At 68.9% G+C, this 12838-nt stretch carries 14 protein-coding genes; 10 read left to right on the forward strand and 4 right to left on the reverse strand.

The genetic code is table 11. The features are described 5' to 3' along the window. The first annotated feature begins 44 nt into the window (after positions 1-44). From AC1DF3_RS17540 to AC1DF3_RS17575, 8 genes are all read left to right on the forward strand, one after another. Complete coding sequence (locus AC1DF3_RS17540) at positions 45-1112, forward strand: asparaginase (protein ID WP_478140335.1); 1068 nt, start codon at positions 45-47, stop codon at positions 1110-1112. A gap of 78 nt (positions 1113-1190) precedes the next feature. Continuing rightward, a complete protein-coding gene (gene glyQ / locus AC1DF3_RS17545) occupies positions 1191-2096 on the forward strand; it encodes a glycine--tRNA ligase subunit alpha (protein WP_286534891.1) in 906 nt (301 codons plus the stop codon). A 4-nt stretch (positions 2097-2100) separates the two neighbouring features. Beyond that, a complete protein-coding gene (gene glyS / locus AC1DF3_RS17550) occupies positions 2101-4242 on the forward strand; it encodes a glycine--tRNA ligase subunit beta (protein ID WP_478140336.1) in 2142 nt (713 codons plus the stop codon). Between the two features lie 31 nt (positions 4243-4273). Further along, positions 4274-4588 carry a hypothetical protein gene (locus AC1DF3_RS17555; protein WP_286534889.1) on the forward strand — a complete coding sequence of 105 codons (315 nt, stop codon included), beginning with the start codon at positions 4274-4276 and terminating at the stop codon, positions 4586-4588. A gap of 3 nt (positions 4589-4591) precedes the next feature. Continuing rightward, positions 4592-5134: a DUF6036 family nucleotidyltransferase gene (locus tag AC1DF3_RS17560; RefSeq protein ID WP_286534888.1), complete on the forward strand. Its 543-nt coding sequence runs from the start codon at positions 4592-4594 to the stop codon at positions 5132-5134. Further along, the gene (gmhB, locus tag AC1DF3_RS17565; RefSeq protein WP_286534887.1) at positions 5131-5706 is read left to right on the forward strand and encodes a D-glycero-beta-D-manno-heptose 1,7-bisphosphate 7-phosphatase; all 576 of its coding nucleotides are present in this window, start codon (positions 5131-5133) and stop codon (positions 5704-5706) included. The genes AC1DF3_RS17560 and gmhB overlap by 4 nt, the downstream gene beginning before the upstream one ends. Beyond that, the gene (locus AC1DF3_RS17570) at positions 5706-6473 is read left to right on the forward strand and encodes a lysophospholipid acyltransferase family protein (RefSeq protein ID WP_286529499.1); all 768 of its coding nucleotides are present in this window, start codon (positions 5706-5708) and stop codon (positions 6471-6473) included. The genes gmhB and AC1DF3_RS17570 overlap by 1 nt, the downstream gene beginning before the upstream one ends. 13 nt (positions 6474-6486) lie before the next feature. Further along, on the forward strand, positions 6487-7368 hold the full coding sequence (locus AC1DF3_RS17575) for a M48 family metallopeptidase (RefSeq protein WP_478140337.1): 882 nt from the start codon (positions 6487-6489) through the stop codon (positions 7366-7368). 12 nt (positions 7369-7380) lie between these two features. On the opposite strand, the gene AC1DF3_RS17580 is transcribed toward AC1DF3_RS17575, so the two are convergent. From AC1DF3_RS17580 to AC1DF3_RS17595, 4 genes are all read right to left on the reverse strand, one after another. After that, the gene (locus AC1DF3_RS17580; protein ID WP_286534885.1) at positions 7381-8151 is read right to left on the reverse strand and encodes an SDR family oxidoreductase; all 771 of its coding nucleotides are present in this window, start codon (positions 8149-8151) and stop codon (positions 7381-7383) included. 98 nt (positions 8152-8249) lie between these two features. Beyond that, a complete protein-coding gene (locus AC1DF3_RS17585) occupies positions 8250-9149 on the reverse strand; it encodes a pseudouridine synthase (protein WP_478140338.1) in 900 nt (299 codons plus the stop codon). Between the two features lies 1 nt (position 9150). Next, a complete protein-coding gene (locus tag AC1DF3_RS17590; RefSeq protein WP_478140339.1) occupies positions 9151-10467 on the reverse strand; it encodes a leucine-rich repeat-containing protein kinase family protein in 1317 nt (438 codons plus the stop codon). A gap of 55 nt (positions 10468-10522) precedes the next feature. Beyond that, on the reverse strand, positions 10523-11584 hold the full coding sequence (locus tag AC1DF3_RS17595) for an MBL fold metallo-hydrolase (protein ID WP_286534882.1): 1062 nt from the start codon (positions 11582-11584) through the stop codon (positions 10523-10525). Between the two features lie 96 nt (positions 11585-11680). On the opposite strand from AC1DF3_RS17595, the gene AC1DF3_RS17600 reads away from it, so the two are divergent. Next, positions 11681-12076 carry a MerR family transcriptional regulator gene (locus AC1DF3_RS17600; protein ID WP_286534881.1) on the forward strand — a complete coding sequence of 132 codons (396 nt, stop codon included), beginning with the start codon at positions 11681-11683 and terminating at the stop codon, positions 12074-12076. Positions 12077-12122: 46 nt separating this feature from the next. Next, the gene (gene can / locus AC1DF3_RS17605) at positions 12123-12824 is read left to right on the forward strand and encodes a carbonate dehydratase (RefSeq protein ID WP_286534880.1); all 702 of its coding nucleotides are present in this window, start codon (positions 12123-12125) and stop codon (positions 12822-12824) included. Positions 12825-12838: the final 14 nt, after the last annotated feature.

The raw sequence follows: 12838 nt of genomic DNA on the forward strand, positions 1-12838 counted from the left end.
GTATCTTTTCGGCCCTCCGCACCACACCTCCCAAAGGAGTCTCCATGTACTTTGCTTCCCGCTTCCGCCGTCTGGCGGGCGCCGCCGCGCTGCTGGCCGCCGCCGCCGTCGCCCAGGCCCAGTCGCTGCCCAATGTCGTGATCCTGGCCACCGGCGGCACCATCGCCGGCGCCGGTGCCTCGGCGGTCAACAGCGCGACCTACTCGGCCGCCAAGGTGCCGGTCGACAAGCTGATCGCGGGCCTGCCCGAACTGTCCAAGGTGGCGAACGTGCGCGGCGAGCAGGTGTTCCAGGTCGCCTCCGAAAGCCTCACCAACGACAACCTCCTGACCCTGGCCAAGCGCGTTTCCGCCTTGTCGAAGCAGCCCGACGTCGACGGCATCGTGATCACCCACGGCACCGACACGCTGGAAGAAACCGCCTACTTCCTGACGCTGACGGTCCACACGGCCAAGCCGATCATCCTGGTCGGCTCGATGCGTCCGGGCACCGCGCTGTCGGCCGACGGCGCGCTGAACCTGTTCAACGCGGTCAACGTCGCGGCCAGCAAGGATGCCGGCGGCCGCGGCGTGCTGGTGACGATGAACGACGAGATCCAGAGCGGCCGCGACGTCAGCAAGACGGTCAACATCAAGACCGAGGCCTTCAAGAGCCAGTGGGGTCCGCTGGGCATGATCGTGGAGGGCCGCAACTACTGGTTCCGCGCGCCCGTGAAGCGCCACACGATGCAGTCGGAGTTCGACATCGACAGCATCGACGCGCTGCCTCCGGTGGAGATCGCCCTGGGCTACGAAGGCGTCGCCCCCACGGCCATCAACGCCCTGGCCGCCAGCGGTATCAAGGCGCTGGTGCATGCGGGCACCGGCAACGGCTCGGTGGCGGACCGGATCGTGCCGGTGCTGCAGAAGGTGCGCGCCGACGGCATCCTGGTGATCCGCAGCTCGCGGGTGCCCGACGGTTTCGTGATCCGCAACGCCGAGCAGCCGGACGACAAGTACGACTGGGTGGTGGCGCACGACCTGCGGCCGCAGAAGGCTCGGATCCTGACGATGGTGGCTTTGACCAAGACCAAGGACACCAAGGAACTGCAGCGCATTTTCTGGGAGTATTGAGCCCGGCCGGCCGCTCGTAAAATGGCCGGTTCGCCGCCTCGGCGGGCGCTTCGCCCTCCTGCGGCCACCAGGCCCATCATGCTGACTTTCCAACAGATCATTCTCAAGCTCCAAGCCTACTGGGATGCCCAGGGCTGCGCGCTCCTGCAGCCCTACGACATGGAGGTCGGCGCCGGCACCTCGCACACCGCCACCTTCCTGCGCGCGCTCGGCCCCGAGCCCTGGAAGGCGGCCTATGTGCAGCCGAGCCGCCGGCCCAAGGATGGCCGCTACGGCGAGAACCCGAACCGGCTGCAGCACTACTACCAGTACCAGGTGGTGCTGAAGCCGGCGCCGAGCAACATCCTCGAGCTCTACCTGGGCTCGCTCGAAGCGCTCGGCTTCGACTTGAAGAAGAACGACATCCGCTTCGTCGAGGACGATTGGGAGAACCCGACGCTCGGCGCCTGGGGCCTGGGCTGGGAGGTCTGGCTCAACGGCATGGAGGTGACCCAGTTCACCTACTTCCAGCAGGTCGGCGGCATCGACTGCAAGCCGATCACGGGCGAGATCACCTACGGGCTGGAACGCCTGGCGATGTACCTGCAGGGCGTCGATAACGTCTACAACCTCAAGTGGACCGAGGGCCTGAGCTACGGCGACGTCTTCAAACAGAACGAGGTCGAGCAGTCGACCTACAACTTCGAGCACAGCGACGCCGAGTTCCTCTTCACCGCCTTCGCCGCCCACGAGAAGCAGGCCAAGCACCTGATGGAGGTGCAGCTCGCGCTGCCGGCCTACGAGCAGGTGCTCAAGGCGGCCCACAGCTTCAACCTGCTGGACGCGCGCGGCGCGATCAGCGTGACCGAGCGCGCCGCCTACATCGGCCGCATCCGCAACCTCGCGCGCAGCGTCGCGCAGAGCTACTACGAGAGCCGCGAGCGGCTCGGTTTCCCGATGGCGCCGCGCGAGTGGGTTGCACAGATGACGAAGAAGGCGGCCTGAGCGTATGACCACGAACAACAACCTGCTCGTCGAACTGTTCGTCGAGGAACTGCCGCCCAAGGCGCTGAAGAAGCTCGGCGACGCTTTCGCCACGGTGCTGCGCGACCAGCTGATCGCCCAGGGGCTGGCCGATGCCGGTTCGGTGCTCACGGCCTATGCCTCGCCGCGGCGGCTGGCCGCGCACCTGACGAACGTGCTGGCGCAGGCCGCCGACAAGGCGGTTTCGCAGAAGCTCATGCCGGTGACGGTGGGCCTCGACGCTGCGGGCCAGGCCACGCCCGCGCTGCTCAAGCGGCTGGCGGCGCTGGGCGCCGACGCCGGCGCGGTGCCGGGGCTGCAACGCGCCATGGACGGCAAGGCCGAGGCGCTGTTCTTCCAGAGCACCGCCAAGGGGGCGACCCTGGCCGAGGGGCTGCAGAAAGCGCTGGCCGAGGCGATCGCCAAGCTGCCGATCCCGAAGGTCATGAGCTACCAGCTCGAGACGAACTGCGAACTTCCGGGCTGGACCAGCGTCAGCTTCGTGCGGCCGGCGCACGGCCTGGTGGCGCTCCACGGCGACACGGTCGTGCCGGTCGCCGCGCTCGGCCTCACGGCCGGCCGGCAGACGCACGGCCATCGCTTCGAGGCGGCGGTCGATCCGATCGAGCTGCGCGACGCCAACAGCTATGCCGGGCAGATGAGCGAGCAGGGCGCGGTCATCCCGGGCTTCGAGGCGCGCCGGCTCGAGATCGCGCGGCAGCTGGCCGAAGCGGCCGTGAAGGTCGGCGGCGGCATGCAGCCGATCGACGATGACGCCCTGCTCGACGAGGTCACGGCGCTGGTCGAGCGACCCAATGTGCTGGTGTGCGAATTCGAGCGCGAGTTCCTCGACGTGCCGCAGGAGTGCCTGATCCTCACGATGAAGGCCAACCAGAAGTACTTCCCGCTGCTCGATGCCTCGGGCAAGCTCAGCAACAAGTTCCTGGTGGTCAGCAACATCCGCCCCGATGACGCCAGCGCGGTCATCGGCGGCAACGAGCGCGTGGTGCGCCCGCGATTGGCCGACGCCAAGTTCTTCTTCGACCAGGACCGCAAGAAGTCGCTGGCCTCGCGCGTCGAATCGCTGGCCAAGGTGGTCTACCACAACAAGCTCGGCACCCAGGGCGAGCGGGTCGAGCGCGTGATGCGCATCGCGCGCGCGCTGGCCGAGCAGCTCGGCGACGCCACCTTGGCGCGCCAGGCCACGCAGGCCGCGCAGCTCGCCAAGGCCGACCTGGTGACCGACATGGTCGGCGAATTCCCCGAACTGCAGGGCACGATGGGCCGCTACTACGCGCTGCACGACGGCCTCGACGCCGCGGTGGCCGACGCCATCGAAGACCACTACAAGCCGCGCTTCGCGGGCGACGAACTGCCGCGCAACCCGGTCGGCGTCGTGGTCGCCCTGGCCGACAAGCTCGAGACCCTGGTCGGCATGTTCGGCATCGGCAACCTGCCGACCGGCGACCGCGATCCGTTCGCGCTGCGCCGCCATGCGCTGGGCGTGATCCGCATGCAGGTCGAGCGCCACCTGCCGCTCGACCTGCGCGCGGTGCTGGGCAGTGCCTTCGCCGCCTTCCATGCGCCGAAGGGCGGGGAGCTGGCGCTGAACGATCCCACCGACGCCCTCGAGGCCTTCATCTACGACCGGCTGTCCGGCAGCCTGCGCGAGCAGGGCGCCAGCGCGCAGGAAGTCGATGCCGTGCTGGCCTCGCGCCCGCAGCGGCTCGGCGAGGTGCCGAAGCTGCTGGCGGCGGTGCGCGCCTTTGCCGCGCTGCCGGAAGCACCGGCGCTGGCCGCCGCCAACAAGCGCATCGGCAACATCCTCAAGAAGTCGCCCGAGGCCGATGCCCACGTCAGCGACCTGCTGCTGAAGGAGCCGGCCGAGAAGGCGCTGCACGCCGCCATGCGCGAGGTGGTGCCGGTGGCCGACGCCCAGTTCGAGAAGGGCGACTACACCGCCTCGCTGCAGACGCTGGCGGCGCTGCGCGGGCCGGTCGACGCCTTCTTCGACGGCGTGATGGTCAATGCCGAGCAGGCCGACCTGCGACTGAACCGGCTCGGGCTGCTGATGCTGCTGCATGCGGCGATGAACCGGGTGGCGCAGCTGGAACGGCTGGCGGCTTGACCATCGCGGGCTGCGCCACCACCATCTCCCCATGCCGACTCCACAACAGATCGATCGCTTCACGCTGGCCTTTCACCGGCAGGCGATCGCGCGCCTGAGAGGGGACGCGCACTTGCTCGAGCAAGCGCGCGGCACGTTGCAGAGATGGCGGCAGCAGCGCGGGGAGACTCGTTCGGATGCCTACCTCGATCAATGGGCGCGGTTGCTGGAAGGTGGAGTGGATGAAGTCGAGCGCGCCGTTTGTGCTGAAGATGAGCGGGCCGCGACCTTGCGAAATGCGTCGCCGCTGGGGTTCGTCCTCTCGCCCAAAGAGCGCGAGGAAGTGCGGCGCGCTTCGGGACTCTGAACCATGCAGCTGACCGAACTGGAGCATGTGCTGCGCGCGGCTGCGGACATCACGAAAGAGAAATCTTTCGTGCTGGTCGGCAGCCAGGCCATCCTGTTGCTCCTGGACACGATTCCTCCCTCGTTGCTGGTGTCGACGGAACTCGACCTCTATCCCGCCATGCATCCCGAGAAGGCCGACCTGATCGATGGCGCCATCGGGGCGTTGTCGATGTTCCACGACACGCACGGTTTTCATGCCGACGGTGTGGGCCCGGAAACGGCGGTGATGCCGCCGGATTGGCAACAACGCCAAACGCTTCACTATCTGGGCGACCTCACCGCAATCTGCCCAGAGATCCATGACCTCGCCGTCTCCAAGTGCGTGGCAGGCCGCGACAAGGATGCTGACTATGTGCGTACGCTTCTGGCGCACGGTCTGATCGATCCAGCCGTGTTGTATGCGCGCATTCGGTTGCTGGACGCCGGCCGCTACCCCGTTCAGCATGTGGTCGAATGGGCCGAGCGCCGTGCGCTGGAAGCCCTGAAGGATATTCCCTCACCATGAAACTCGTCATCCTCGACCGCAACGGCTCCCTCAACGTCCACCGCGAGGATTTCGTCAAGAGCGACCTCGAGTGGACGCCGCTGCCCGGCGCGCTCGAGGCGGTGGCGAGGCTCAACCATGCGGGCTGGCACGTGGTGATCGCATCGAACCAGTCGGGCCTCGGGCGCGGGCTGTTCGATGTCGCTTCGCTCAACGCGATGCACGCCAAGATGCACAAGATGCTGGCGGCCGTGGGTGGCCGGGTCGATGCGGTTTTCTACTGCCCGCACAGCCCCGACGAAGGCTGCGACTGCCGCAAGCCCAAGCCGGGCCTGTTCCTGCAGATCGGCGAGCGCTACGGTGTCGACCTCGCCAATGTGCCGACCGCGGGCGACAGCCTGCGCGATCTGCTCGCCGGCGCGGCCGCCGGCTGCGAGCCGCACCTGCTGCTGACCGGCATGGGCCAGGCCTGCCGCGGCGTGCCGCTGCCCCCCGAATACCCGCCGAACACCCGCGTGCATGACGACCTCGCGGCCTTCGTCGATTTCCTGCTGGAGCGCGAAGCGCGCGCGGCGCTGAAAGTGGCTGTCTGATGGATTTTTTGCGTTCCCTGATCCACGCCTTGTGGATGCTCGTCACCGTGGTCCCCTGGGGGATCATCATGTGCGTCAACTCGCTCTGGAAGCGCGGCATCCCGCTGTACTGGATGGCCGTGACATGGCTCAACTGGGCGATCGGCGGCGCCCGCGTGCTGCTGGGCATCCGAACCCGCGTCACCGGCATGGAGAACCTGCCGACCGACAAGCTGGCCGGCTGCATCCTGCTCGTGAAGCACCAGTCGACCTACGAGACTTTCCTCATGCCCACGCTGATGCCGCACCCCCTGGCCTTCGTGTTCAAGAAGGAACTGATCTACGTGCCCTTCTTCGGCTGGGCGATGGCACGGCTCGACATGATCCACATCGACCGCAGCCAGCGCACGCAGGCCTTCAACAAGGTCGTGGTGCAGGGCCGCAAGCTGCTCGCACAGGGGATCTGGATCATCATGTTTCCCGAAGGCACGCGGATTCCGCGTGGCCAGAAGGGCCACTACAAGAGCGGCGGCACGCGGCTGGCCTGCGAGACCGGCGTGCCGGTGGTGCCGATTGCCGTGACCTCGGCCAAGGTCTGGCCGCGCAAGGCCTTCATCAAGCGCCCGGGCGTGGTCGATGTGTCGATCGGTCCGGCCATCTCGAGCGTCGGCCGCAAGCCCGACGAGCTGATGCGCGAGGTCGAGGCCTGGATCGAGGCCGAGATGCACCGGCTCGACCCCGACGCCTATGTGCCGGAGGCCGCGCCCGCGGCGTCGACCACCGCCTGATGGCCTGACGACCATGCGCGGCCTGCTGCAGTTCACGCTCGACCTGTTCGATGCGTCGACCGACGAACCGGCGCCGCTGCCGACGCCCGACGGGCCGCACGCGCCGGCCATCACGCTGGCCGACGCGGTGCGCCCCGCGAGCTTCGTGCATCCGCGCGCGACGCGCGAGGTCACGCTGGGCAATGCCCGTGTTGCCTACGAATTCACCCGCGGCAAGCGGCGCACCATCGGCTTCCTGGTCGGCGCCGAGGGCCTGTCGGTGCGGGCGCCGCGCTGGGTGGCGCTGCGCGACGTCGATGCCGCCGTCCGGGAAAAAGGCGACTGGATCCTGCGCAAGCTGGCCGAGACCCAGCAGCGCCATGCGCGGCTGGAATCGGCACGCATCGAATGGCAGGACGGCGTCGCTTTCCCGTTCCTCGGCCAGCAAGTCACGGTCGCGCTCGATCCGCACCATGCCTTCGAGGGCGTGGGAGGCGTGCTCGACGCCGGGGCGGAGGGTGGCGGGGGCCCGGTGCTGCGCCTGGCGCTGGCCAAGAATGCCGGCGCGCCGCAGATCCGCGACGCCGCACAGGCCTGGCTGATGCGGCAGGCGCGGCGCATCTTCATCGAGCGGCTCGATCATTTCGCGCCGCGCCTGGGCGTGACCTGGAACAAGCTGTCGCTGTCGAACGCCTCGACCCGCTGGGGCAGCGCCAGCGCCGATGGCGCGATCCGGCTGCACTGGCGGCTGGTGCATTTCAGGATGTCGGTGATCGACTACGTGGTGGCCCACGAACTGAGCCACCTGCGCGTGATGGACCACAGCCCGCGCTTCTGGGACACGGTGGAAAGCGTGATGCCCGACTACCAGCAGCTGCGCAGGCAGCTCAAGGACGAGCCGGTGCCGCGCTGGTAGGAAGCAAGCCGGCTACCGTGCGTGGGTGACGCCGCCGTCCACCACCAGCGTCGATCCCATCACGTAGTCGCCGGCCCGCGAAGCCAGGTAGATCGCGGCCGCTGCCATGTCCTCGGGCTCGCCGATGCGGCCGGCCGGAATGCGCGCCTTCACCTCTTCACCATGGTCGCGTGCGTCCTTGTTCATGTCCGACGCGAAGGCGCCCGGCGCGATCGCGCTGACCACGATGCGGTCCTGCGCCAGGCGCAGCGCCATGCGGCGCGTGAGCTGGATCAGGCCGGCCTTGCTGGCCGCGTACGAATAGGTTTCCTGCGGATTGACCGAGATGCCGTCGATCGAGGCGATGTTGATGACCTTGGCCAGGTGGTCGGTGGCCGCCTTCTTGAGCATCGGCGTCAGTGCCTGGGTCAGGAAGAAGGGCGTCTTGAGGTTCAGGTCGACCACCTTGTCCCAGCCGCTCTCGGGGAACTCGGCGTAGGGCGCGCCCCAGGCCGCGCCGGCGTTGTTGACCAGGATGTCGAGCGAGTCTTCGTGCTGCGCGTAGGCATCGACCAGCGCCTGCGCGCCCTGCAGCGTCGACACGTCGGCCGGCAGCGAGACGCAGTGGCCGAAGGCCGACAGCTCCTTGGCGGTCTGGTCGCAGGCCGCGGCCTTGCGGGCCGAGATGTAGACCCGGGCGCCCTGGGCCAGGAAGCCCTCGGCGATCATCCGGCCGATGCCGCGCGAGCCGCCGGTGATGAGCGCGGTGCGGCCCTTGAGCGAGAAGAGTTGGGTGGTGTCCATGCGGTGTGTCTCCTGGGTGTTCGGTGCGGGTGCCGGACGATGCGGCTTTCGCGAGCTTAGTGCGGCCCGGCGTCGGCGGGCGTCACCTTGGCGCCAGTTCAGGCCGGCAGGTCCAGCGAGCGCAGGCTGGTGAAGCGCCGCTCGGCGCCGGTCATCGGGTCGACGAAGGAGATCTCGCGCGCCAGCAGCTGCAGCGGATGGTCGAAGTCGTCGCTGCCTTCCGGCAACAGCACCGGATAGATCGCGTCGTTGCGGATCGGCATGCCGAGCGCTGCGCAGTGCACCCGCAGCTGGTGTCGTCGGCCGGTGAATGGCGACAAGCCGAGCCGCGCCCAGTCGCCGCGTACCTCCAGCAGCTCGAAGTGGGTCTCGGCATTGGGCTCGCCGGCGACCTCGGCCATGCGCATGAAATGCTGGTCGGGCGCGAGCCGGCTGTGACGCACGGCGGGCAGCGCGCGCCCGGCCTGCCAGGGCACGATCGCCTCGTAGCGCTTGTGGACCGCCCGCTCGGCGAACAGCGCGCTGTAGGGGCCGCGCCCTTCCGGCTGCACCGAGAACAGCACGATGCCCGCGGTCTCGCGGTCGATGCGGTGCAGCGGCGCCAGATGGTCGAGCCCGAGCGTGCGCTTGAGCCGCACCAGCAGGCTCTGCTGCACGTACTTGCCGACCGGCGTGACCGGCAGGAAATGCGGCTTGTCGACCACCAGCAGGTGCGCGTCCTGGTGGATCACCTGCTCCTGGAACGGGATCACGGGCTCGGCGTCGAGCGCGCGGTAGTAGTAGACGCGCAGCCGTGGCTGGTAGGGCCGGGCGTGCGTCACGCGCTGGCCGTGCTCGTCGACGACGTCGCCGGCCTCGATGCGGGCCACCCAGGTGGCGCGCGGGATGGCCGCGAAGCGCTGGACCAGGAACTCGGCGATGGTCGGCCAGTCGCCCGCGGGCAGCGCGACGCAGCTCGGGCCGACGCCGTCGCGCACGGGCAGCGGCAGCGCGGCCATGTCAGGTTCCCAGGGCGGCGGCGATCTCGTCGAACAGCGGCCGCTCGGCGGGATCGTCGTCGAGGCAGCGTGCCTGGAGGCCGGCCGGCAGCGCCCCCGTGGCCGCATCGGGCGCCTCGCAGCGCGCGGCCAATTCTTCCAGCAGGCAGCCGAAGGCGCGCGCCTCGGTGCGCTGCAGCGCCTGCGATTGCGCCGCATCGTCGCGCGGCAGGAACGAGGCGGCGCCGAAATCGCCGAGCAGGGCGTCGCCCCGGCCGTTCCAGAGAATGTTGTGGCCGTAGAGATCGCCATGCAGGATGCCGCGCGCATGCAGCCGCGCGATCGCCGAAGCGATGCCGCGCGCCATCCGCAGGGCCGTCTCGGCCGACCAGCGGGCCTCGTCGCCATAGACGTCGCGGGTGCACGATTCAAGGCTCGGCGGGCCGGCCAGGTTGCGGAAGCTCGGGTCGACAAGCGCGAGCACCAGGCCGGTGCTGGCGTCGGGATGGTGGGCGACCCGGCCCAGCACGGGGATCAGCCCCGGATGGGGCCCCGCCGCCAGGCAGGCCGCCATCTCGCTGTGCGGCCAGCCGTCGCTGGTCACGGCGCCCTTGAACAGCTTCACCGCGACCGGCCGGAGGCTGCCGTCCGGCTGCCGCCAATCGGCCTGGTGGATCACGCCGGAGGCGCCTTCGCCGAGCTTGTGCTGCAGCGAGAGCGATGGCCAGTCGATGGCCCGGGTCGGCTGCGCATCCATCGCCATGGCCTCGGGCGCTTCGTCGAAGGGATTGCCCGCGAAGGCCAGCCACGACAGGCGCGGCAGCGAGAGCAGCCAGCCCGGCAGGGCCTCGAAGCGGTTCGCCGACATGCGCACCAGCTCGAGCGCCCGGCAGGCCGCCATCGATTCGGGCAGCGCCTGCAGGCGATTGCCGGCGAGCATGAGTTTCTGCAGCCGCGCGCGTTCGCCGAGTTCGGCCGGCAGGGCGTCGATCCGGTTGTCGGTCAGGATCAGCCAGCGCAGCAAGGGCGGCAGCGCCGCCGCCGGCACCCGCGAGATCTGGTTGGCCTTGAAGGCCACCATCTCGAGCCGGGGGCACTGGCCGACGGCTTCGGGCAGTTCGGTGAACTGGTTGTCGGAACAAAAGAGCACGCGCAGCCGGTGCAGCCGGTGCAGGTCGTGCGGCAGCGTGCGCAGTGCGTTGCCGGAGAGGTTGAGCACCTCGAGCGAGTCCGCCAGCGCGAAGACCTCGGGCGGCAGCTCGGTCAGGCCGCAGCTGAGGTCGAGCCGCTGGGCCCCGGCCAGTTCGCCTGCGCGCAGCCGACCCAGCGCGTCGTTCATGGAGCACCTTCGCGCAGCAGCGCTTCGGTATTCGCCTTGGGAGCGGCCCGGCGGCTCATGCCAGAGCGCCGAAGCGGTAGATGCCGTCGTCGCCGAGCCGGCGCCGCAGCTGGCCCGAGAACCACAGCAGGTGCAGGTGGGCCACGGTCTCGCCCATCGCGAAGGTCATCTGGTGCAGGTCGAGCTGCCGCTTGAACAGGATCGGCAGGCCCTCGGCGGCGCTGTGCGGCCGAGCCAGGCAGGCTTCCAGCAGTTCGGCCAGGCGGTCGCGGTGATGCTCCTGCAGCTGCTCGACGCGTCGATGGATGCCGGTGAAGGGCTTGCCGTGCGAAGGCAGGCCCAGGGTGTCGACCGGCAGCGCCTTGAAGCGCTCGATGCTGTCGAGGAACAGGCGCAGTGCATTCGCTTCGGGCTCGCCCGCGTGCACGCTCACGTTGGTCGAGATCCGCGGCAGCATCATGTCGCCGCCGAGCAGCACGTTGAGTTCTTCGCAGTAGAGCGCGATGTGCTCGGGCGCGTGGCCGTAGCCGCTGATGCAGCGCCAGGCGCGGCCGCCGATCATGACGTCGTCGCCGTCGAGCATGCGCACGAAGCTGGCCGGCACCGACGGCACCATGTTGGCGTAGTAGCTGGTGCGGGCGCGGATCTTGGCGACCGCTTCGGGGTCGGTCAGGCCGTGCGAGGCGAAGAAGTCGGCCGCCGCGTCGCCGCCGGCCAGCGTGTCGCCGGCGGTGGTGAGCACGCGCGCGACGTGGTAGTCGGTCGAGCTGATCCACAGCGGCGCCTTCCAGCGGTCGCAGAGCCAGTGCGCCAGGCCGATGTGGTCGGGGTGCATGTGGGTCACGATGACGCGCAGGATCGGCAGCCCCTGGAGCTGCGTCTCGAAGATTTGCTCCCATTGCGCGCGGGCCGCGTCATGCGAGATGCAGCAGTCGACCACGCTCCAGCCTTCGACGCCGTCGATGCTGTCGCGCAGCAGCCAGAGGTTGATGTGGTCGAGCGCGAAGGGCAGCGCCATGCGGATCCAGCGAATGCCGGGCGCCACTTCGACCGTCTGGCCGGGCGCCGGCAGGGTGTCGCCGAGGGGGTAATGGAGTTCGCGTTCGAGAAGGTTCATGTACGATTGACGTTAACGTAAACGTCATGGCTTTGAGCCGACATTGTAGGCAGTGCCGCCCGACCTTGCTGTCGCCCACGCTTCGACCCATTTTTCATGCCTTCGCAGACCTTCACCATCGGCGAGCTCGCCAAGGAGTTCGACCTCACCACGCGGGCGATCCGCTTCTACGAGGACATGGGCCTGCTGGCGCCGCGCCGGGCCGGACTGCAGCGAATCTACACTTCGCGCGACCGGGCCCGCCTGACGCTGACGCTGCGGGCCAAGCGGCTCGGGCTGAAGCTGACCGAGGCGCGCGAGATACTCGACATGTACGACAGCCCGCGCGACACCGCCGTGCAGCTGGAGCGTTTCCTCGGCGTGCTCGGCGCCCACCGCGAGCAGCTCGAAGCCCAGCTGGCCGAGCTGCAGGCGAACCTGGACGAGGTCCGGGCCCAGGAAAAGCAGGCCCGGGCGGCGCTGGCGCGCGCATCGAAGCCGAAAGCGCGCTGAGCCCCGCCGATAGCATTCCCCCAACCCTTTCATCACGAAAAAGACCATGGAAAACAAGCCCGACTCCCTCGAGGACCTGTTCGCTCACAACCGCGCCTGGTCGTCGCGCATGGAGCGCGACCGGCCCGGCTTCTTCACCAGCCTGGTGAAGCAGCAGACCCCCAAGTACATGTGGATCGGCTGCTCCGACAGCCGGGTGCCCGCGAACCAGATCACCGGCCTCGAGCCGGGCGAGGTGTTCGTGCACCGCAACGTCGCCAACATCGTGGTGCACTCCGACCTCAACGCGCTGTCGGCGATCCAGTTCGCGGTCGAGCGGCTCAAGGTCCAGCACATCATGGTGGTCGGCCACTACGGCTGTTCCGGCGTGCAGGCGGCGCTCGAAGGCGCGCGCATCGGCATCGCCGACAACTGGCTGCGCCACATCCAGGACGTGCGCGACCGCCACCACGTGATGCTCGACAGCCTGCCCGAGGTCGCGCGCGCCAATGCGCTGTGCGAGCTGAACGTGGCGGAGCAAGTGGTCAACGTGGCCGTCAGCACCGTCATGCAGGACGCCTGGAGCCGCAACCAGTCGGTCACGATCCACGGTTGGGCCTTCGGCGTGCACGACGGCCTCATCCAGGACCTGGAGCTCACCGTCGACGGCACCAAGCCGATGGAGAACCAGTACCGCGCCGCCGTGCAGCGCATCCGCTACAAGTGGAGCAAGCCGGCGGATACGGGCACGTCCGAATACATCAAGTAGTCCGGCACCGGTCC

The organism is Variovorax sp. 10N432, assembly GCF_056394465.1.

Coding starts and splice junctions, on each gene's coding strand:
- AC1DF3_RS17540 (WP_478140335.1), top strand. CDS start 45: ATGTACTTTGCTTCCCGCTTCCGCCGTCTGGCGGGCGCCGCCGCGCTG.
- glyQ (WP_286534891.1), top strand. CDS start 1,191: ATGCTGACTTTCCAACAGATCATTCTCAAGCTCCAAGCCTACTGGGAT.
- glyS (WP_478140336.1), top strand. CDS start 2,101: ATGACCACGAACAACAACCTGCTCGTCGAACTGTTCGTCGAGGAACTG.
- AC1DF3_RS17555 (WP_286534889.1), top strand. CDS start 4,274: ATGCCGACTCCACAACAGATCGATCGCTTCACGCTGGCCTTTCACCGG.
- AC1DF3_RS17560 (WP_286534888.1), top strand. CDS start 4,592: ATGCAGCTGACCGAACTGGAGCATGTGCTGCGCGCGGCTGCGGACATC.
- gmhB (WP_286534887.1), top strand. CDS start 5,131: ATGAAACTCGTCATCCTCGACCGCAACGGCTCCCTCAACGTCCACCGC.
- AC1DF3_RS17570 (WP_286529499.1), top strand. CDS start 5,706: ATGGATTTTTTGCGTTCCCTGATCCACGCCTTGTGGATGCTCGTCACC.
- AC1DF3_RS17575 (WP_478140337.1), top strand. CDS start 6,487: ATGCGCGGCCTGCTGCAGTTCACGCTCGACCTGTTCGATGCGTCGACC.
- AC1DF3_RS17580 (WP_286534885.1), bottom strand. CDS start 8,151: ATGGACACCACCCAACTCTTCTCGCTCAAGGGCCGCACCGCGCTCATC.
- AC1DF3_RS17585 (WP_478140338.1), bottom strand. CDS start 9,149: ATGGCCGCGCTGCCGCTGCCCGTGCGCGACGGCGTCGGCCCGAGCTGC.
- AC1DF3_RS17590 (WP_478140339.1), bottom strand. CDS start 10,467: ATGAACGACGCGCTGGGTCGGCTGCGCGCAGGCGAACTGGCCGGGGCC.
- AC1DF3_RS17595 (WP_286534882.1), bottom strand. CDS start 11,584: ATGAACCTTCTCGAACGCGAACTCCATTACCCCCTCGGCGACACCCTG.
- AC1DF3_RS17600 (WP_286534881.1), top strand. CDS start 11,681: ATGCCTTCGCAGACCTTCACCATCGGCGAGCTCGCCAAGGAGTTCGAC.
- can (WP_286534880.1), top strand. CDS start 12,123: ATGGAAAACAAGCCCGACTCCCTCGAGGACCTGTTCGCTCACAACCGC.